This window comes from Pseudomonas sp. Bout1, assembly GCF_034314165.1.
Taxonomy (GTDB): Bacteria; Pseudomonadota; Gammaproteobacteria; order Pseudomonadales; family Pseudomonadaceae; genus Aquipseudomonas.
Genome location: NZ_JAVIWK010000001.1, coordinates 4,335,941 through 4,356,246 on the forward strand (window position 1 = coordinate 4,335,941; position 20,306 = coordinate 4,356,246).

Sequence of the window (20,306 nt, forward strand, 5' to 3'; positions counted from 1 at the left end):
CGTGGCGAGGGAGCTTGCTGTGGCGAGGGAGCTTGCTCCCGCTGGAGTGCGAAGCGCTCCCAGAATTTTGGGGCCGCTTCGCAGCCCAGCGGGAGCAAGCTCCCTCGCCACGGCAAGCTCCCTCGCCACAATGCTTCGGGGGCGGCCTTGTACAGCGTATGATGCCTCGCTATTGACTCACCTGCGGATCATCCACATGTCCAACCTCTCCTCCACCCACCCTGCCAGGGGTTGGTCTTTCTGGTGGAAACCAGCGCTGTTCCTGCTGGTGGCCTGTATCGGTCTCTACTACGTGAAATGGTCGCCCTACTACGCCAAGGCGTTTATTGCGGCGGATAACCACAGCATCGGCGCCTCGATCCTCAACGATCAGCAAAGCGCACCACTGGCGGCGGCGCTGGCCTATGCCCAGGTGTATTTCCTGGCGATCTGGAAAGCCGCGGTGCTGGCTGTAATCCTTGGTTCGCTGCTGCAAGTGCTGATCCCGCGGGACTGGCTGTTGCGCCTGTTTGGCCGCGCCGGGCTGGGGTCTACCTTGCGGGGTGGGTTGTTCGCCTTGCCGGGGATGATGTGCAGTTGCTGCGCGGCTCCGGTGGCCGCCGGCATGCGTCGGCAAAACGTCTCGGTAGGCGCCGCGCTGGCCTTCTGGATCGCCAACCCGGTGCTGAACCCGGCGACACTGGTGTTCATGGGCTTCGTGCTGGGCTGGGGTTTTACCGCCTTGCGGTTGGTGGCCGGGATCGTACTGGTGGTGGGCGTGTCGCTGGTAGCGCAACGCATCGCGCGGCCGGAGCAGGTGCCGGAAGCTGCGCTGGACGCCGTGGCCCAAGCCAGCCTTACCGAGACCGAACCGTTCCTGAGCCGCTGGCTACGCACCTTGTGGCAGCTGTTCTGGAGCACGATTCCGGTGTACATCCTGGCGGTGCTGATCCTGGGCGCGGCGCGGGTGTGGCTGTTTCCCCATGTTGACGGCGCAATGGCCAACAGCCTGGTGTGGCTGGTGCCGCTGGCGATTGTCGGCACGCTGTTTGTGATCCCGACTGCTGCCGAAATCCCGATCGTGCAAACCATGATGACCCTCGGCATGGGCACCGGCCCCGCCGTGGCCTTGCTGATGACCCTGCCGAGCGTGAGCCTGCCGTCGCTGCTGATGCTGCGCAAGGATTTCGATGCGCGGGTGCTGGTGACCGTGGCCGGCCTGACCATGCTGATGGGCGTGGCGTGTGGGCTGATCGGGGCGTTTATCCTTTAGTTATTGGGTGAAGTTGGGGGCCCCTTCGCGGGCAAGCCCGCTCCCACATTTTGACTGCATTCCTACAGGATAAATGCGGTCGAAGTGGGAGCGGGCTTGCCCGCGAAAGGGCCGGCAAACTCAATCAATTACTTACGCCGAGCGAGCCTGTCCCGGAAATACTCCACCACCGCCGCTTGCTCTCCCGCAAACTCGATACGCGCACCTTTGCTTTCCCGCTGGAACGCATACATCGGGTCGTAGTACTCACGCAACAACCCTTCAATCCAGCCACGGTGCATCTCCACCGCGCCGCTGCGGGCCTGCTCTACCAGGGCGTCCTGCATCACCGCGTGCAACCGCGCAAACCGCTCACCGCCCAGGCGCTTGTGGATATTGCCCAGGCTTTGGGTCAGGCGCTCGGCAAACAGTTCCTGGCCAGTGTCACCAAACACCGCGACAAACTCGGCGCAGAGGTCCACTACGTAATCCTTCAGGATGCGCTCCACGCGGCCTTCAACGCTGTCTTCCAGCCAGACCATCGCAAAGCCCTGCATGCCCTTGTGCAACGGCAGTGGCAGCGCGCAGCTGCCGATCATGCGGCTCTCATCCTCGACCACAAACTGCTCGATACCGGCGGCACGCTTTTTCAGCAGGTCCACCGCCAGGCGGTTTTCGAAGTCGATGTTAGAAGGTTGGGTGGTGGCCCGCTTGCCGAAGCTGGAGCCGCGATGGTTGGCGTGGCCTTCCAGGTCCAGGGCATTGCTCAACTGGCCGAGCACTTCGGTCTTGCCGGTGCCGGTCATGCCGCCCAGCAACACGAAGTCGCATTGCGCGGTGGCGTCTTCAACGGTATCAAGCAGGAACGTTCGCATGGCCTTGTAGCCACCACCAACGCGCGGGTAGTCGATACCCGCCTCGGTTTTCAACCATTGCTGGGCAATCTGCGAACGCATCCCGCCACGAAAGCAATACAGCACGCCATCAGGATTGGCCCGGGCGAAGCGCGCCCACTGCTCAATACGTTCAGCCTTGATCGCTCCGGACACCAACTTGTGACCGAGGACGATCGCCGCCTGCTGGCCCTGCTGCTTGTAACAGGTGCCCACCCGCTCACGCTCCTCGTCGGTCATCAACGGCAGGTTGACCACCCCGGGAAACGCGCCCTTGATGAACTCGATCGGCGCGCGGGTATCCATCATTGGCCGGTCGTTGAGAAAGATGTCGCGGTAATCGGTGATGTCGACGGGCATCAGAACACCTCTACCGCGTTGGTCTGTCGCTCAACCAGTTCGCCGATCGGCTCAAGGTCCAGGCCCAGTTCCGCTGCCACGGCGAGGAATTCGGCATTGCCTTCGGGGGTGACCGCCACCAGCAGGCCGCCGCTGGTTTGCGGGTCGCATAGCACGCGCTTGTGCAGCTCATTCAGGCGCCCGAGCTTGCTCGCATAGCTGTCGAAGTTGCGCAAGGTGCCGCCAGGTACACAGCCTTGCTCAAGGTAGTACTCAACCCCGGGCAGGCGTGGGACTTTTTCGTACTCGATGCGCGCCGTCAGGTGGCTGCCGTCGGCCATTTCCACCAGGTGGCCCAGCAGGCCGAAACCGGTGACGTCAGTCATGGCCGTTACACCGGCCAGCTTGCCAAAACGGCTGCCGGGCTTGTTGAGGGTGCACATCCAGTCACGGGCCAGGCCGATGTCGGCCTCGCGCAGCTTGCCCTTCTTTTCTGCGGTGGTCAGGATGCCGATGCCCAAGGGTTTGGTCAGGTACAGCTGGCAACCCGCTGTGGCGGTGTCGTTGCGCTTCATGTGGCGTTTTTCCACCAGCCCGGTAACGGCCAGGCCGAAGATCGGCTCGGGGGCGTCGATAGAGTGGCCGCCAGCCAGCGCAATCCCGGCCGCGTCACACACCGAGCGGCCGCCGCGGATCACTTCCCGGGCAATTTCCGGGGCCAGTACGTTGACCGGCCAGCCAAGAATCGCGATGGCCATCAACGGATCGCCGCCCATGGCGTAGATATCGCTGATGGCGTTGGTGGCGGCAATGCGGCCGAAGTCGAAGGGGTCATCGACAATCGGCATGAAAAAATCGGTGGTGGAGACCACGCCGCGCTCCTCGTCGATGGCATACACCGCCGCGTCATCGCGCGAAGCGTTGCCAACCCAGAGCTTGGGGTCGAGGTTCTGCGCGCCACTGCCGGCGAGGATCACTTCCAGTACCTGAGGTGAAATCTTGCAACCGCAACCCGCACCGTGGCTGTATTGGGTCAGGCGAATAGGCTCGTTCATGGGTGTCCCTCAAGGCGTCAAGTGGGCGGATTCTAGCAGACAGCAAAAGGCCGACTGCATGCAGTCGGCCTTTATGTTCAGCCCTTAGTGTTTGGCAGCAAGCCGTTTATGCCGGTTGCGTCGCATCATGTTCAAGCACTCGATAGCCGCCGAGAACGCCATGGCCGCATACACATAGCCTTTTGGAACATGCGCGCCGAAACCTTCGGCGATCAGCGTCATGCCGATCATGATCAGGAAGCCCAAGGCCAGCATCACAATAGTCGGGTTGTCGTTGATGAACTTGGCCAACGGCTCGGCCGCGACCAGCATCACGATCACCGAGACCACCACGGCAATGATCATGATCGGCAAGTGCTCGGTCATGCCCACCGCGGTGATGATGCTGTCGATGGAAAACACCATGTCCAGCAGCAGGATCTGGCCAATCGCAGAAGCGAAGCCCAGGGTCACGCTCGGCGCTCCGGTATCTACATGTTCCTTTTCAGGGTCCATGCTGTGATGGATCTCGGTGGTTGCCTTCCACACCAGGAACAGGCCACCGGCGATCAGGATCATGTCCTTCCAGGAGAACGACTGCCCCAGGATGTCGATGACCGGCTCGGTCAACTGCACGATAAAGGCAATGGTGCTCAACAGGCCCAGACGCAGGATCAACGCCATGCTGATACCGATGCGGCGGGCCTTGGCCCGGTGTTGCACCGGCAACTTGTTGGTGAGAATCGAGATAAAGATCAGGTTGTCGATCCCCAGCACAATCTCCATTACGATCAGGGTGGCCAGTGCGATCCATGCGGTCGGGCTGGCGGCCAGTTGTAAAAGGTAATCCATAGGTCAGTCCTGGTGTGATGTTCGGGGATCAGGTTTCTTGCGAGGCAGGCTCAGGCTTCTTGCGTTCCTGTTCCTCCTCGCTTTGCGGCGGGGCGATCAAGCCCTTGGTCGCATCACTCAAGGCCTGCTCGGCAGCCTGGTGGGTGTCGTCAATCACTTGCTTGGCCGACTCGGTGGCTTTACCCAGCAGTTGTTGCGCGCTTTTTTCCGCTTGGTCACAGCCACTGAGCATCACTAATGAAAGCGCAAGTAACGCCGTTGCGCCCAGGGAATTGAGTTTCATGATGCGTTCCTCGTTAGAACCGTCGGGTCCAAGTAGTGGCCCCTCGATAGCGACGCATTCTATGCAGCCAAACACTTCAGGAAAATTCGTATTTTTTTCGTTTATACTTCGGTTTTCACGAAGTGTTGGCCGCCATGCTCAATTATCGACAACTGCACTACTTCTGGGTCGTTGCCAAGACCGGCAGCATCGTGCGCGCCTGCGAGCAACTGAACCTCACGCCGCAGACTATCAGCGGGCAGATCAGCCTGCTGGAACAGACGTTTGGCGTGGCGTTGTTTCAGAAGGTCGGGCGCCAGCTGGAACTGACGGAAGCCGGGCGCCAGGCGCTGCCCTATGCCGAGCAAATGTTTCAGCTGGGCAATGAGCTTGAAGCGATGCTGCGCACCCAGCCCAATGAGCAGCAGATCCTGTTCCGGGTCGGCGTGGCGGATGTGGTGCCCAAGTCCATCGTCTATCGGCTGATTGCGCCGACCATGGAGCTGAGTGAGCCGATCCGCATCACCTGCCGTGAAGACAAGCTTGAGCGCTTGTTGGCGGACCTGGCGATTCAGCGCCTGGACCTGGTGATCTCCGATAGCCCGATGCCCCCGCACCTGGACATCAAGGGCTACAGCCAGAAGCTGGGGGAATGCGGGATCAGTTTTTTTGCGACCCAGGCATTGGCTGACCAGCATCGCGGCGATTTCCCACAGTGCCTGCAGGGTGCGCCGCTGTTGATTCCAGGGGCGGAGACGGTGGTGCGCAGCCGGTTGCTGCGCTGGTTTGCCGAGCAGCAGATTCAGCCACGGATTGTCGGGGAGTTCGACGACAGCGCGTTGATGCAGGCGTTTGGCCAATCCGGCAGCGGGATTTTTATCGCACCCAGCGTGATTGCCGACGAGGTGGAGCGCCAGTACGGCGTGGCGCTGATCGGCCAGACGGATGCGGTGACCGAGTCATTTTATGCGATCTCGGTGGAACGCAAGGTCAAGCACCCCGGTATCGTGGCGATTACCGAAGGTGCAAGACGGGAGTTGTTTACCTCCCTGCCCTGACGGCTCAGGCGCAGACGGAGCGGGTCTTGGCGGTCATCAGCCACAGCGCCAGCAGGATCGACAGCAGGATAAAACCGGCGGCGGCAAACCCCAGGCTGCCCAGGCCCAGGGTGTCGATCACATGCCCACCCACCAATGCTCCCAGCCCAATCCCCAGGTTGGCCCCGGCAATGTTCAGCGAGGCAGCAAACGCCGGCGCATGAGGCGCGGCCTTCATCAGCCGCACATGGCTGACCAAAAACAATGCCGCCTGGGTCACGCCCCACACGGCCATCGCCGCCGCCAGCCCGACGGTGGAGTGGATGGCGGGCACCAGCGCCACCATGCCGGCGATCATGAAGCCGCAGAACACCATCGAGGCGATCAGCGGATGCCGGTCGACCATGCGCCCGCCCAATGAGTTGCCGATCAGGCCCACGGCGCCAAAGCCCATCAGGCACCAGCCCACCAGCGTTCCATCGAAACCCGCCAGGCGCTCGAGAATGTCCGCCAGGTAGGTGTACGCGGTGAACATGCCGCTGAACACCAGGATCGACAGCAGGATATGGCCCTGCATCAAAGGGCTGCGCAGGATCTTGAACTGCGAGCGCAAGCTGGCCTGGTCGTTCTTCGCCCGCGTCTTCGGCAAGTAGATAAACAGCAGCAGCGCCTTGGCGAACGCCACCACCGCGAGAATGCCAAAGGCGGTGCGCCAGCCGAACATATCGGAAATCAGCGTGCCCACCGGGATGCCGAAGACCGTGGCACAAACGATCCCGAAGCCGATCTTTTCAATCGCACGGCCGGCGGAATCCGGGCCCACGATGTCTACCGCCGTCTCACTGGCCAGGGCCCAGAACACCGGTAACCCCAACGCCGGGATCAACCGCGCCAGGGACATGACCCAGATATTCAACGCCATCGCCGCCAGGGTGTTGGCCAGCCCGAACATGATCAGGATCGTGATAAACAGCCGCTTGCGCTCGAACCGCGCGAAATACGCGGTGAGGAACGGGCCAAACGCCGCCACCGTAAAGGCAAACAGCGTCACCAGTAAACCGGCCTGGGACACGCTCACGTCAAGGTCCGAAGCGATGGCTGGCAACAGGCCGACGATGATGAACTCTGTGGTCAGCACGGTAAAACCGGCCGCTGACAACAGCAAAATCGGAAACAGCATTAAAAACTCCAGAAAACAGCGACATCAACGAAAGCCCGGAAGGCCCGCTGATAGAGAAGAAATAAGAGGATGGGCAATGTTAACAGAATGTGTCCCTTCGTGGCGACGCAACGCCGCACCCGAATAAGACGTTTCCTACAGATGCTAGACTTCGCCCCTGCCAGATTCACGCTGCCTTAGCTGCATCTAATTAGAAAAAACCAGAGACAACTCTTTTATGACTGCTGCCCCTTCTCTCTTTCAACGGCTGATGTCTATCAGCCTGGTCACCCAAATCGTCATCGGCCTGATCGCTGGTATCGTGCTGGCCCTGTTGTTACCCGACGTTGCGCAAGCCAGCGGATTTATCGGCAAGGTTTTCGTCTCGGCGCTCAAGGCCGTCGCGCCGATCCTGGTGTTTGTGCTGGTAATGGCTTCGATTGCCAGCCACAAGCACGGCCAGGAAACCCATATCCGGCCGATCCTGTTCCTGTACCTGCTGGGTACCTTTGCTGCTGCCGTGGTCGCGGTGATCGCCAGCACGCTGTTCCCCTCCTCACTGGTGCTGGCCACTCACGACATAGCCGTCAGCGCGCCCGGCGGCATCGGCGAAGTGTTGCAAAGCTTGTTGCTCAGCGTGGTGGACAACCCGGTCAGTGCGCTGATGAACGCCAATTTCATCGGCATTCTCGCCTGGGCCATCGGCATGGGCATAGCGATTCGCCACGCCAGCGACACCACCCGCACCGTGCTGGGCGACTTGTCCAACGGCGTCACGCTGATCGTACGCATGGTGATCCGCTTCGCGCCCCTGGGGATCTTCGGCCTGGTGGCCTCGACCCTCGCCACCTCCGGCTTCGGCGCCTTGCTGGGCTACGCGCACCTGTTGCTGGTGTTGATTGGCTGCATGCTGTTCGTGGCACTGGTGATCAACCCGGCCATCGTGTTCTGGAAACTGCGTCGCAACCCTTACCCGCTGGTGCTGATGTGCCTTCGTGAAAGCGGCATCACCGCGTTTTTCACCCGCAGTTCGGCGGCTAACATCCCGGTCAACCTGGCGCTGAGTAAGCGCCTGGGCCTGCATGAAGACACCTATGCGGTATCGATCCCGCTGGGCGCCACCATCAATATGGCTGGCGCTGCCATTACCATCACTGTGTTGACCCTGGCCGCCGTGCACACTCTGGGCATTGCCGTGGACATCCCCACTGCCGTGCTGTTGAGCGTGGTCGCCGCGGTGTGCGCCTGTGGGGCGTCGGGCGTTGCCGGGGGTTCGCTGCTGTTGATCCCGCTGGCGTGCAGCCTGTTCGGTATTCCCAGCGAAATCGCCATGCAGGTGGTGGCTGTTGGCTTCATCATCGGCGTACTGCAGGACTCGGCGGAAACCGCGCTGAACTCGTCCACCGACGTGTTGTTCACCGCTGCCGCGTGCCTGGGCAAGGAACAACAAGCCGCGTAAACCTTGCGCGCACAAAAAAGCCCGGGGCGATTCTTCAATGAACCGCCCCGGGCTTTTTTATTACAAAGGCTTAGAACGCGCCCATGTAGTCGCGCTTGCCCACTTCCACGCCGTTGTGGCGCAGCAGGGCGTAAGCGGTGGTGACGTGGAAGAAGAACTGCGGCAAGCCGTAGCTCAACAGGTACGACTGGCCGCTGAAGCGCTTCTCTTTCGGAGTGCCAGGGCGGGTGATGATTTCGATGCCTTCTTTACCGTCGACCTGGGCCGGGGTGATGGTGTCGATAAACGCCAGGACCTTGGCGATCAGCGCTTGCAGGTCAGCGAAGGTGACTTCTGTATCGTCGTATTTCGGTACTTCGATCTCAGCCAGGCGGGCAGAAACGCCTTTGGCGAAGTCGACAGCGATCTGCACCTGGCGCACCAGCGGGAACATGTCCGGGTACAGGCGCGCTTGCAGGAAGGCGTTCGGGTCGATGTTCTTGGCGGTGGCGTGGGCTTCGGCCTTGTTCAGCACATCGCTCAGGGCGTTGAGCATTTGCTTGAAGACCGGGAGGGAAGCGGCGTACAGGGAAATAGTCATGACAGTCTCGACAGTTGTGGCAGGGTTTGAAACAGCGGCGATTATAGACATGCCGGCAGCCGGCGCCGCTTGTCTTTTATTTTTTCAGGATTAGGCTAGTGGGCTCACTGCATTAGGGAAAGCGCGATGACCACCGAGCACGACACGACTTCTGAAGAACCGCGCCTGAACAGCACGGAAATCCGCATCCTTGGCTGCCTGATCGAAAAACAGGCCACCAGCCCCGAAACCTACCCGTTGACCCTTAACGCGCTGGTGATTGCCTGCAACCAGAAAACCAGCCGCGAGCCGGTGATGAACCTCAGCCAGGGCCAGGTCGGCCAGAGCCTGCGGGCCCTGGAAGGTCGCGGTTTTACCCGGCTGGTGATGGGCAGCCGCGCCGACCGCTGGGAGCATCGGGTGGACAAGGCGCTGGAGTTGGTGCCGGCCCAGGTAATTCTCAGCGGCCTGCTGTTTCTGCGAGGCCCGCAGACGGTCAACGAACTGCTGACCCGCAGCGGGCGCATGCACGACTTTGAAGACGCCGAGCAGGTGGTGCATCAACTGGAACGCCTGATAGCCCGAGGGCTGGCGTTGTTGGTGCCGCGTCAGTCGGGGCAGCGTGAAGATCGGTACATGCACGCCCTGGGCGACCCGGCGGATATTGAAGCGATCCTGGCGGCGCGTGGCAATCCGGTGGAGCGTGGTGCGGGAGGTGGCGTTTCACTGGAGCGTATCGAAGAGCTGGAGGCGCGGATTGCGGCGTTGGAAGAGCGCCTTTCCCGTCTTGAGTAATGTGCGTGGCGAGGGAGCTTGCTCCCGCTGGGTTGCGCAGCAGCCCCAAGAAAATGGGAGCGCTACGCACTCCAGCGGGAGCAAGCTCCCTCGCCACAGCAAGCTCCCTCACCACAGCAAGCTCCCTCGCCACACAGTCAGCGGTGATGTTCAGCTTCGAGCAAACGCCACCGCCGCCTGGAACTGCTCATCCGTCGGCCGCACACCGGTGTACAGCACAAACTGCTCCAGCGCCTGGATGGCGATCACTTCCAAACCGGTAATTACCCGCTTGCCCTGGGCGCGGCCGCGCAGGATCAGTGGGGTTTCCGAGGGAATGGCCACCACATCGAACACGATCTCGGCCGAATCAATGGCGTCGGCGTCAAACGCCAACTCGTCCGCCTGCGCCCCGCCCGTCATGCCAACCGGCGTCACGTTGATCAACATCTGCGGGCGCAAAGCCCCCAGCTGCGCCTGCCACTCATACCCCAGGCTCTGGGCCAGCGCCTGGCCCGCCACTTCATTGCGCGCCACGATCACGCCATTGGCGTAACCGCCATCACGCAAGGCACTGGCCACCGCCTTGCCCATGCCGCCGCTGCCGCGCAGGGCGAAGGTCGAGTCCTTGGGCACTTGGTGCTTCTTCAGCAGTTGCTCGATAGCGATATAGTCAGTGTTGTATGCCTTCAGATGCCCGTCGGTGTTGACGATGGTATTGATCGACGCAATGGCCCGCGCCGAATCATCCAGCTCATCCACCAGGGCTATACAGGCCTCCTTGAACGGCATCGACACGCCACACCCACGAATGCCCAACGCACGAATACCCCCCACGGCGCCGGTCAAGTCCTGGCTGCTGAACGCCTTATAGTAGAAATTCAGCCCCAACTGCTCGTACAGATGGTTATGAAAGCGCAGGCCAAAGTTCCCGGGGCGCGCCGACAGTGACATGCACAATTGGGTGTCCTTGTTGGGGTTCATCTGCATCGGTAACTCCTTGAAGCCCTTCCAGAGGCGGTTTCGGATAGACGGAATACCCGCGCCTGCGGGTTGTCGTGGATCATACGCACTGTGCCCAGCCGCTTGTGTAAGCCAGCCGATACAGACCTTACACAACCTTTACCTATCGGCTGTGCTGTTTTTTAGAAATACGCTGTCTTAAAAGTATCCCCGCGACAATCCTTGAGTCTATTGATTGCAGACCACAAGCGCAGGGGCTAACCGAGGAATGACCATGATTCGTAAAATCCCCAAGATCGCCTTGCTTATCGGCGCACTCGCTATAGCAGGACAAGCCTCCGCCCACGGTGGTGGTTGGGGTGCTCCGCTTGCACTGGGCGCCATTGTCGGTGCAGTGGTAGGCGGCTCGATTGTCGCCAACCAGCAGCAGCCGGTTTATGTGCAACAGCCGGTGTATGTCCAGCCGCAGCCGGTGTATGCCGCTCCGCCGCCGGTGTACTACGCACCGCCACCGCCGGTGTATGTGCAACAACAGGTTTATTACCGCCCGGCGCCGGTCTATTACGGCCCACCGCGCGGCTACTACGGCCCTCCACACGGTTATTACGGTCGCGGCTGGTAAGCACGAACTGATACACCTGAACAGGCTCCGCCCTAAAAGCGGGGCCTTTTTTTGGGCCAGCAGGTCTGAATAAATCTTGCCAGTGTCGTTATAAGGACAATGGCCGTGGCCAAATCCCACATCATTAAGCTCAATTGGCACTTGCCCGACCACGGCTTGCGCTGTCATGTTTGTGTCTCAAAAGGCTTCCACTATCGACACTGTCCAGCCAATAACAAAAAGGACGATTGCCCATGCCCACGCAAAACCCCCACCGCACCGCCGGCCTGTGCACCTCAAGCAAGGTCTATAGCGTACTGACCGAGCTCAAGGCCCTGGAAGGTCACCGCAACGCCAAATTCCTGTCCCTGCTGACGGAAAACCTGGTGCGCAAGGGCTTGATCAGCGAACAGGAAGTGGTGCATATGCTCGACCAGGTAGTCGACTGACGACGCGCTACTCGATAGCAGTGATGTCGACTATCACGCAGGTTAATTTCCCCTTAAAACCTCCACACCATACTGTCACCTCCATAGCGTATTGGAGGTCGTCATGCCCACTATTCAAATCATGTCCGTCATCGGCAGTGCCGTGCCCGCCTCACTGCGGGAACTGGGTTTGCTCGCCTGCTGGTACCTGGTACGCGATGGCGAGGCCATCAGCGGTCCACTTACCTCGTTGCCGGCCGCCCAGGCCCTGTCGCGGAAGATGGCGCATTGTTTTCATGCCTAAGGCAGTTGCACCCGTGGTTTGGTTTCGACAAACAGCGCCCAACTGGACATGAACAGCGCCGCAATCAGCGGCCCGATGACAAAACCGTTCAGGCCAAAGATCGACAAGCCTCCCAGGGTCGAGATCAGAATCAGGTAATCGGGCATCCGGGTGTCCTTGCCCACCAGGATCGGCCGCAGCACGTTATCCACCAGCCCGATCACAAACACCCCGAACAACCCCAGCACCACGCCTTGCCAGATTGACCCGCTCAACAAAAAATACGCCGCCACCGGCCCCCACACAATCCCCGCGCCCACCGCTGGCAGCAACGACAGAAACGCCATCAACACCGCCCAGAGCAACGCACTGGGAATGTCCAGGAACCAGAAGATCAAGCCACCCAACGCGCCTTGGGTGATCGCTACCAATACGTTGCCCTTGACCGTGGCCCGCACCACCCGGTTGAACTTGAGTTGCAGGCGACGCTTTTGCGGTTCGGCCAGCGGCACCGCGGTGCGGACCTTGCGCACCAACTCGGGGCCGTCGCGCAGCAGGAAAAACAGCAAGTACAGCATGATGAAAAAACTCACCAAAAAATCAAACGTGCCCTGGCCAAAGCTGAACGCCTGGCTCGCAAAAAACTGGCTGCCCTGCATCGCGCTCTTGACGATTTTCTCGCGCAGGCCTTCCAGGTTGCCCATGCCAAAGCGGTCCAGCAGGTGCTGGAAATATGGCGGCAGAAAGTTCTTGAACTGCTCGATGTACCCGGCCACGTCGAGTTTGCCGCTCTCGACGTTCTTGTAAAGCGTGGCCCCTTCCTGCACCAGCAAGGCGCTGGTGATGATCACCGGCAAAATGGCGATTACCAGGCACACCGTCAGGGTCGCCAATGAGGTGAGGTTGCGGTTCCAGCCAAAACGTTGCTGGAAGCGCCGTTGCATCGGCGCAAAAATGATCCCCAGGATCACCGCCCAGAACACCGCGCCGTAGAACGGCAGCAAAATCCAGATAAACGCGATAGTCACCAGGGCGAGCAGCAACAGCAGGGTTTTGAATTGCAGGTTGGTTTGATTCATTCCGATCCATCTCAAAAAAACGCAGGACACTCGTGTGCACCCTGATGGTTAGTCCGCTGCAAATCCTGCGAGTGCCCTATTTATTAGACCTGAATCAATAAACCCTGCGGCTGGCCCGGCTAACCTGCCGCCCTTTTGCGACCCGAGCCCATGCCCCCCGTTATCGCCCCCGAACTGCTCGCCCCCGCTGGCACCCTGAAAAACATGCGTTATGCCTTTGCCTACGGCGCCGACGCCGTCTACGCCGGGCAACCGCGCTACAGCCTGCGGGTGCGCAATAACGAGTTTGACCACACCAACCTCGCCCTGGGTATCCAGGAAGCCCAGGCCCAGGGCAAGCGTTTCTATGTGGTGGTCAACATCGCGCCGCACAATGCCAAGCTGAAAACCTTCCTCAAGGACCTCGCCCCGGTGATCGCCATGGGCCCGGATGCGCTGATCATGTCCGACCCGGGCCTGATCATGCTGGTGCGCCGGCACTTCCCGCACATGCCGATCCACCTGTCGGTGCAGGCCAATACGGTGAACTGGGCCAGCGTGGAATTCTGGCAGTCCCAGGGCATCTGCCGGATCATCCTGTCGCGGGAGCTGTCGCTGGAAGAGATCGACGAGATTCGCCAGCAAGTGCCCGCCATGGAGCTGGAAGTGTTTGTGCACGGCGCGCTGTGCATGGCGTATTCCGGGCGCTGCCTGCTCTCGGGCTACATGAACAAGCGCGATGCCAACCAGGGTTCCTGCACCAACGCCTGCCGCTGGAAATACCAGGCCACGCCTGCGGTGGAGAACGCCGTCGGCGACATCGTGCAGCAATACGCGCCCGAGCCGACGCTGGGCCTCGGCGCCCCCACCGACCAGGTGTTCTTGTTGCAGGAGGCCAACCGGCCCGACGAACAGATGCCCGCCTTCGAGGACGAGCACGGCACCTACATCATGAACGCCAAGGACCTGCGGGCGGTGCAGCACGTCGAGCGGCTGGCACGCATGGGCGTGCATTCGCTGAAGATCGAGGGCCGCACCAAATCCCACTTTTATTGCGCCCGTACCACCCAGGTGTATCGCCAGGCGATTGACGACGCGGTGGCCGGACGCGACTTTGACCGAGGCTTGATGACCAACCTCGAATCCCTGGCCCAGCGCGGCTACACCGAAGGGTTCCTGCGCCGGCACGTGCACGATGAATACCAGAACTACCAGAACGGCAGCTCAGTGTCCGAACGCCAGCAGTTCGTGGGCGAGCTGACCGGTGAGCGGCGCGGCCACTTGGCCGAGGTCAAGGTGAAGAACCGTTTTGCGGTGGGCAACCACCTGGAACTGATGACCCCGGCGGGAAATTTTCACTTTGACCTGGCCACGCTGCACAACGCCAAGGGCGAGGCGATCGAGGTCGCGCCGGGTGACGGGCATACGGTGTATGTGCCGATTCCGGCAGAAATGGACCTGCGCTTTGGCCTTCTGATGCGCGACGTTTAACGTCGCCAAACACCCTGATTATGTTGAGGGCGCTTGCTGTGGCGAGGAGATTGCTCTGGCGAGGGAGCTTGCTGTGGCGAGGGAGCTTGCTCCCGCTGGGCTGCGAAGCGGCCCCAAAACAGGCAATGCGATTCTTTCTGACAAACCGCATCAGCCAGATCAGGGCCGCTTCGCAGCCCAGCGGGAGCAAGCTCCCTCGCCACAAAAGCGCGTTTTTCCACAAAAACTTCCTCATCACAAAAGCAGGGCATGCGCGCAATAGGCTCATTAGCACAGTAGAATTGGCGGTTCTGCGTACCGCCACCTTGTCTTGAGCGGTCACCCTCTTTTTTACGGAGATCGCCTTGCGTCTGTTTCACACCTCCGACTGGCACCTTGGGCAAAACCTGCACGGCCAGGAACGCGACTTCGAACACGCCTGCTTCCTCGACTGGCTGCTGGGCCAGTTGGGCCTGCACCGCCCTGATGTGCTGCTGATCGCCGGCGATATCTTCGACACGGTCAACCCGCCGCTGAAGGCCCAGGAGCGGCTGTACGACTTCATCATCAGCGCCCACGAGCAAAATCCCGGGCTGACCATCGTGATGATCGCCGGCAACCACGATTCCGGCTCGCGCATCGAACTGCCAGCGCCGTTGATGCGCCGCCTGCGCACCCACGCTCTGGGCCGGGTGTTGTGGCTGGATGACGGGCAACTGGACGTCGAGCGCCTGCTGATTCCATTGCCCGGTGCCGACGGTGAAATCGCCGGCTGGTGCCTGGCCCTGCCCTTCCTGCGCCCGGCCGAAGTGACCGGCGCGCAACTGGGCGACGATTACCTGCGGGGCATCGGCCAGGTTCACGAATGGCTGATCGCCGCCGCCAATGCCAAGCGCCAGCCGGGCCAGGCGCTGATTGCCATCAGCCATGCCCATATGGCCGGCGGCTCGGTGTCGGAAGACTCCGAGCGCAGCCTGATCATCGGCAATGCCGAGGCGCTGCCCGCCAGCCTGTTTGATGCCAGCGTCAGCTATGTGGCCCTCGGCCATTTGCACAAACCCCAGCGGGTAAATGGCGAGGAGCGTATACGCTACTGCGGCTCGCCGATTCCGCTGTCGTTTTCGGAAATCGGCTACCAGCACCAGATCCTCGACGTGCAACTGGACGGCGAAACCCTGGTCAGCGTCGAATCCCGACTTATCCCGCGCTCGGTCAACCTGCAACGTCTGGACGCCGCGCCCCTGGCCGACATCCTCAAGCAACTGGCCGACCTGCCCGACATCGACCTGCTGGCCGAAACCCAGCGCCAACCCTGGCTCGAAGTGCGCGTGCGCCTTGACGAGCCGCAACCCGACCTGCGCCAGCAAGTGGAAAACGCCCTGCAAGGCAAGGCCGTGCGCCTGGTACGCATCGCGGCGGAATACGCCGGCAGCGGCAGCCGCGAAGACAGCCAGCAAGACCGCCTGATCGAACTCGACCAGCTCACACCCCAGGAACTGTTCAGCCGCGCCTGGCAGGAAAGCTACGGCAGTGACGTGGACGAACAGACCTTGAAGGACTTCGCCGTGCTGCTCCAGGAAGTGCAACAGGAGGACGAACAGCCATGAAGATCCTCGCCATTCGCCTGAAAAACCTCGCGTCCCTGGCCGGGCCGTTTGAAATCGACTTTACCGCCGAGCCCCTCGCCAGTGCCGGGTTGTTCGCGATTACCGGGCCGACCGGCGCCGGTAAAAGTACCCTGCTCGATGCGCTGTGCCTGGCCCTGTTTGGCGCCGTGCCGCGCCTGGGCGATACCGGCCAGGCGAAGATGCCGGATGCCGACACCGACATTTCCATCGGCGACCCGCGCACCCTGATCCGCCGGGGCACCGGGGGCGGTTATGCTGAAGTGGATTTTGTCGGCGTCAGCGGCCGTCGCTACCGCGCCCGTTGGGAAGCCAACCGCGCCCGGGACAAGGCCAGTGGCAAGCTGCAAGCCAGCCGCCAAAGCCTGATCGACCTGGACAGCGAGCAACTGCTGGCCAGCCAGAAAACCGAATACAAGACCCAACTGGAACTGGCCCTGGGCCTGAACTTCGAGCAGTTCACCCGCGCCGTGCTGCTGGCGCAAAGCGAGTTCAGCGCGTTCCTCAAGGCCAACGACAACGAGCGCAGCGAACTGCTGGAAAAGCTCACCGACACCGCGCTGTATACCCAACTCGGCCGCCGCGCGTTCGACAAGGCCAAGGACGCCCGGGACGCCCACAAACACCTGCAAGACCAGGCCACCGGCGTTACCCCGCTGGCCCCTGAAGCCCGCGCCGAGCTGGACGAACAGCTTGCCGCCGCGCAGTTGCAACTCAAGACCCAGCAGGCGCAACTCAAGCAACTTGAGCTGCAGCACACCTGGCTCAAGGAACTGCGCGAATGGCAGGAACGCCAACAAGGCGCGGTCGAGCAACTGCAACAAGCCCAGCACCACTGGCAAAGCCAGGGCCCGCAACGCCTGGACCTCAGCCGCCTGGAACAACTGGCGCCGCAACGCCATCACTTTGCCCGCCAGGCTGAACTGACGACGCACCTGCAGCCGCTCGCTGCGCAGATCCAGCAGCACCTTGAGCAACAAGCCGCGCAGCACACCCGCCAGACGCAACTGCAGCAGCAGCAGACTGAGGTGCACGCCGCCCTCGCCCGGGCACAGCAGCAACAAACCGACGCCGTGCCCCTGCTGCGCCAGGCCTTCGAAGAGCAAACCACCCTCGCCCACTTGACCCGTGAGCTGACTAAACGCAGCGAAGAAAAACAGCTGGGCGAAACCGCCTGTGTGGAAGGCCAGGCGGCGCTGACCGGCTTGCTCGACAAGCAGAAAATTGTCGCTGAACGCCTGAATAGGCTGGCCGCAGAGCTTGAACGTAGCGCCGCCCTCGCGCCGTTAAGTGAGGCATGGACCTACCAGCGCGAGCGTCTGCAGCAGTTGATGGTGATCGGCGGTCGCCTTAAAAAAGGCACTGAAGAACTGCCGCAACTGGAAGAACGCAGCACCCGCCTCGCTGAAAAATGGACCGCACAACGTGAGGCCCTGGACCTGCTGTACCACGAAGCCGGCGCCGAGCCCCATGCGGTGGCCGAACAGATCCAATTGCTCGGCAGCCTGCTCCAGGACAATCGCAAGCAACATCGCGCGTTTGAAGACCTGGCGCGGCTGTGGGGCAGCCATCAGCAACTGGACAGCCAAAGCCAGGCCCTGACGCAAAAACAGACCCTCGCCCAGCAACAACGAGAGCTGTTGAACCAGAGCGGCCTGCAAGCCAAGGCCGAGCTGACTGTCGCCGAACAGACCCTGGCCGTCACCAAGCAACTGCTGGAACGCCAGCGCCTGGCCCGCAGTGCCAGCGTCGAGGAATTGCGCGGCCAGCTTCAGGACGATCAACCCTGCCCGGTGTGCGGCAGCGTCGAGCACCCGTATCACCAGCCCGAAGCCATGCTGCAAAGCCTGACCCGGCACGACGAAAGCGAAGAGGCCAACGCCCAGCAAGCCGTCGATGTGCTCAAGGAAAAACTCACCGAGCTGCGCGGCGAAGTGGGCGGCCTGATCGCCCAGCAAAAGGAATTCCTGCAACAGCAGGAGCAGCTCGCCAGCCAGTTGCAGGCCTTGGTGCCAAGCCTTGAAGCCCACCCACTGTCAGCTTCGCTGTTTAACCAGGACGCCACCAAACGCGATGCCTGGCTCGCCCAGCAACTGAGCCAGCTCAGTCAAAGCCTCACCCAGGATGAGCAACGCCAGGGCGCCCTGCTCAACCTGCAACAAAACGCCGGGCGTATGCAGCAACAGCTGCAAGCTGCCCAGGACGCCAGCCAACAGGCGCGTCAATTGCTGATCGACCAGCAACGGGAGCTGTCCAACGACCGCGAACGCCTGGACGAAGAACTGCATGCCTTCGCCAGCCTGTTGCCGAGCGAGACCCTGGACGGCCTGCGCAGCGAGCCGGCAGCGACCTTCATGGTGCTCGACCAACAGGTCAGCCAGCGCCTGGAGCAACTCGATAACCAAAACGAAGAACTGGCCGAACAGCTGCAGCGCCAGCAAGCCATCGAGAAAGAACAGGACCGCCAGCAGCATCGCCAACAGCAGTTGGAGAGCTTGCAAAAACAGCTCGCCGAACACAGCGCCCTGCAACACGCCGCCGAAGAAAAACTCGCCGGCCTGCTGGGCGCAAACCCCAGCGCCGAACACTGGCAGCAGCAACTGGACCAGGCCGTCGAGCAGGCTCGACAGCATGAGAGCGAGGCCAACCAGCAGTTGCAGGACACCCGCAACCAGCTGACCCAATTGGCTGCGGACCTTAAGTCGCTGCACGAGCGCCAACAGTCCCTGGACACCGAGCACCTGGCCCTCACTACGCGCCTCAGCGACTGGCGCGCCTTGCACCCCGAACTTGATGACGAAGGCCTGGCGCGCCTGGTGGGCTTCGATGAGCCGCAGGTGGCCGAGTTGCGCCAGCAACTGCAACACAGCGAAAAAGCCGTCGAACAGGCCAAGGTGCTGCTGCAAGAACGCGAACAGCGGCTCAAGGATCACCAGGCGCTGCACAACGGCAACCTCGACGCCGGGCAGTTGGACAATGCCTTGGCCGAACTCAATACCGCACTGGCGATTGGCGAAAAACACTGCGCCGAACTGCGCGCCCAGCAGGCTGACGACCAACGACGCCAGGACGCCAACCAGGCGTTGGCAACACAGATCGCCAAGGCCTACGAGGAATGGCAGCGCTGGGCCCGCCTCAATGCCCTGATTGGTTCAGCCACCGGCGATACCTTCCGCAAGATCGCCCAGGCCTACAACCTCGACCTGCTGGTGCACCACGCCAACGTGCAACTGCGCCAACTGGTGCGCCGCTACCGCCTCAAGCGCGGTGGCAGCATGCTCGGCCTGCTGGTGCTCGACACAGAGATGGGCGACGAATTGCGCTCGGTGCATTCGTTGTCCGGTGGCGAGACCTTCCTGGTGTCGTTGGCCCTGGCCTTGGGCCTGGCGTCGATGGCGTCCAGCACATTGAAGATCGAGTCGCTGTTTATCGACGAAGGCTTTGGCAGCCTCGACCCTGAATCGCTGCAACTGGCGATGGACGCCCTCGACGGCTTGCAGGCCCAGGGCCGCAAGGTGGCGGTGATTTCCCACGTGCAGGAAATGCACGAGCGGATTCCGGTGCAGATCCAGGTCAAGCGCCAGGGCAATGGCTTGAGCACCCTGGAGGTCAAGTGAGCCAGGGGGTGTTGTATTCGTTCCGGCGCTGCCCGTATGCGATGCGGGCGCGGATGGCCCTGCGGTATTCGCAGGTGGCGGTGCAGATCGTCGAGGTCAGCCTCAAGGCCAAGCCGGTTGAGATGTTGGCGCTGTCGCCCAAGGGCACGGTACCGGTGCTGAGTGTGGACGGTCGGGTAATCGATGAGAGCCTGGCGATCATGCGCTGGGCCTTGGCTCAGAATGATCCCGAGGGTTGGTTGCTGGAGGATGAGGCGGCGGCGCAGGCGCTGATTGAAGAAAACGATCAGGCCTTCAAATATCAATTGAATCGATACAAGTATGCCGAGCGTTATCCGCAGCAGCCGATGGAACATTATCGGGCCGAGGGTGAAGTATTTTTGTTGAAGCTGGAGGGATTGCTGGCGGGGCGGGAGTATTTGCTGGCCGGGCATTTGAGCCTGGCGGATGTGGCACTCGCACCGTTTGTGCGGCAATTTGCGCACGTGGATCGGGAGTGGTTTGCCCAGGCGCCGTATCCGCGGTTGCAGGACTGGTTGCAGCGGTTTCTGGATTCGTCGTTGTTTGTCGCGGTGATGGCAAAAACCTGAGGTCAGAGCTTGTTGTGGCGAGGGAGCTTGCTCCCGCTGGGTTGCGAAGCGACCCAAAAAATGGGACTGCTG

At 61.5% G+C, this 20,306-nt stretch carries 19 protein-coding genes; 11 read left to right on the plus strand and 8 right to left on the minus strand.

The annotated features are described in order from the left end of the window. Nucleotides 1–196: 196 nt before the first annotated feature. Entirely contained in the window at nt 197–1,252 is a 1,056-nt protein-coding gene (locus RGV33_RS20195) for a permease (protein ID WP_322145810.1), read from the plus strand. Between the two features lie 128 nt (nt 1,253–1,380). On the opposite strand, the gene mnmH is transcribed toward RGV33_RS20195, so the two are convergent. From mnmH to RGV33_RS20215, 4 genes are all read right to left on the minus strand, one after another. Continuing rightward, a complete protein-coding gene (mnmH, locus tag RGV33_RS20200) occupies nt 1,381–2,484 on the minus strand; it encodes a tRNA 2-selenouridine(34) synthase MnmH (protein WP_322145811.1) in 1,104 nt (367 codons plus the stop codon). Further along, nucleotides 2,484–3,518: a selenide, water dikinase SelD gene (gene selD / locus RGV33_RS20205; RefSeq protein WP_322145812.1), complete on the minus strand. Its 1,035-nt coding sequence runs from the start codon at nt 3,516–3,518 to the stop codon at nt 2,484–2,486. The genes mnmH and selD overlap by 1 nt, the downstream gene beginning before the upstream one ends. 84 nt (nt 3,519–3,602) lie before the next feature. Beyond that, nucleotides 3,603–4,349 (minus strand): TerC family protein, encoded by a 747-nt coding sequence (locus tag RGV33_RS20210; RefSeq protein WP_322145813.1) that lies wholly within the window; start codon nt 4,347–4,349, stop codon nt 3,603–3,605. 28 nt (nt 4,350–4,377) lie between these two features. After that, nucleotides 4,378–4,632, minus strand: coding sequence for a hypothetical protein (locus RGV33_RS20215; protein ID WP_322145814.1), 255 nt, complete (start codon nt 4,630–4,632; stop codon nt 4,378–4,380). 134 nt (nt 4,633–4,766) lie between these two features. On the opposite strand from RGV33_RS20215, the gene nhaR reads away from it, so the two are divergent. Next, nucleotides 4,767–5,669, plus strand: a complete 903-nt coding sequence (gene nhaR, locus RGV33_RS20220) for a transcriptional activator NhaR (RefSeq protein ID WP_003211241.1) — start codon at nt 4,767–4,769, stop codon at nt 5,667–5,669. Nucleotides 5,670–5,673: 4 nt separating this feature from the next. On the opposite strand, the gene RGV33_RS20225 is transcribed toward nhaR, so the two are convergent. After that, entirely contained in the window at nt 5,674–6,828 is a 1,155-nt protein-coding gene (locus tag RGV33_RS20225; protein ID WP_322145815.1) for an MFS transporter, read from the minus strand. 217 nt (nt 6,829–7,045) lie between these two features. Here RGV33_RS20225 and sstT point away from each other — a divergent pair, with 217 nt between their 5' ends. Beyond that, on the plus strand, nt 7,046–8,266 hold the full coding sequence (gene sstT / locus RGV33_RS20230; protein ID WP_322145816.1) for a serine/threonine transporter SstT: 1,221 nt from the start codon (nt 7,046–7,048) through the stop codon (nt 8,264–8,266). A 70-nt stretch (nt 8,267–8,336) separates the two neighbouring features. On the opposite strand, the gene RGV33_RS20235 is transcribed toward sstT, so the two are convergent. Beyond that, complete coding sequence (locus RGV33_RS20235; protein WP_003211233.1) at nt 8,337–8,846, minus strand: DUF1993 domain-containing protein; 510 nt, start codon at nt 8,844–8,846, stop codon at nt 8,337–8,339. A gap of 126 nt (nt 8,847–8,972) precedes the next feature. On the opposite strand from RGV33_RS20235, the gene RGV33_RS20240 reads away from it, so the two are divergent. Next, nucleotides 8,973–9,620, plus strand: coding sequence for a YceH family protein (locus RGV33_RS20240; RefSeq protein ID WP_322145817.1), 648 nt, complete (start codon nt 8,973–8,975; stop codon nt 9,618–9,620). A gap of 150 nt (nt 9,621–9,770) precedes the next feature. Here RGV33_RS20240 and RGV33_RS20245 read toward each other — a convergent pair whose 3' ends face one another. Beyond that, nucleotides 9,771–10,589: a shikimate 5-dehydrogenase gene (locus RGV33_RS20245; protein WP_322145818.1), complete on the minus strand. Its 819-nt coding sequence runs from the start codon at nt 10,587–10,589 to the stop codon at nt 9,771–9,773. A gap of 241 nt (nt 10,590–10,830) precedes the next feature. Between RGV33_RS20245 and RGV33_RS20250 the strand changes: the two genes are divergently transcribed. The 3 genes from RGV33_RS20250 (at nt 10,831) to RGV33_RS20260 (ending at nt 11,895) form a co-directional block, all read left to right on the plus strand. Continuing rightward, nucleotides 10,831–11,184 (plus strand): hypothetical protein, encoded by a 354-nt coding sequence (locus RGV33_RS20250; protein ID WP_088423277.1) that lies wholly within the window; start codon nt 10,831–10,833, stop codon nt 11,182–11,184. Nucleotides 11,185–11,417: 233 nt separating this feature from the next. Next, the gene (locus tag RGV33_RS20255) at nt 11,418–11,612 is read left to right on the plus strand and encodes a hypothetical protein (protein WP_322145819.1); all 195 of its coding nucleotides are present in this window, start codon (nt 11,418–11,420) and stop codon (nt 11,610–11,612) included. A gap of 103 nt (nt 11,613–11,715) precedes the next feature. Continuing rightward, nucleotides 11,716–11,895 (plus strand): hypothetical protein, encoded by a 180-nt coding sequence (locus RGV33_RS20260; RefSeq protein WP_322145820.1) that lies wholly within the window; start codon nt 11,716–11,718, stop codon nt 11,893–11,895. On the opposite strand, the gene RGV33_RS20265 is transcribed toward RGV33_RS20260, so the two are convergent. Then, on the minus strand, nt 11,892–12,953 hold the full coding sequence (locus RGV33_RS20265; RefSeq protein WP_322145821.1) for an AI-2E family transporter: 1,062 nt from the start codon (nt 12,951–12,953) through the stop codon (nt 11,892–11,894). The two genes, RGV33_RS20260 and RGV33_RS20265, sit on opposite strands and share 4 nt — an antisense overlap. 150 nt (nt 12,954–13,103) lie before the next feature. Here RGV33_RS20265 and yegQ point away from each other — a divergent pair, with 150 nt between their 5' ends. The 4 genes from yegQ (at nt 13,104) to RGV33_RS20285 (ending at nt 20,234) form a co-directional block, all read left to right on the plus strand. After that, entirely contained in the window at nt 13,104–14,423 is a 1,320-nt protein-coding gene (yegQ, locus tag RGV33_RS20270) for a tRNA 5-hydroxyuridine modification protein YegQ (protein WP_322145822.1), read from the plus strand. 344 nt (nt 14,424–14,767) lie between these two features. Beyond that, complete coding sequence (locus RGV33_RS20275; protein WP_322145823.1) at nt 14,768–16,009, plus strand: exonuclease SbcCD subunit D C-terminal domain-containing protein; 1,242 nt, start codon at nt 14,768–14,770, stop codon at nt 16,007–16,009. Further along, nucleotides 16,006–19,644: an SbcC/MukB-like Walker B domain-containing protein gene (locus RGV33_RS20280; RefSeq protein WP_322145824.1), complete on the plus strand. Its 3,639-nt coding sequence runs from the start codon at nt 16,006–16,008 to the stop codon at nt 19,642–19,644. The genes RGV33_RS20275 and RGV33_RS20280 overlap by 4 nt, the downstream gene beginning before the upstream one ends. Beyond that, entirely contained in the window at nt 19,641–20,234 is a 594-nt protein-coding gene (locus RGV33_RS20285) for a glutathione S-transferase (RefSeq protein ID WP_322145825.1), read from the plus strand. The genes RGV33_RS20280 and RGV33_RS20285 overlap by 4 nt, the downstream gene beginning before the upstream one ends. Nucleotides 20,235–20,306 lie beyond the last annotated feature (72 nt).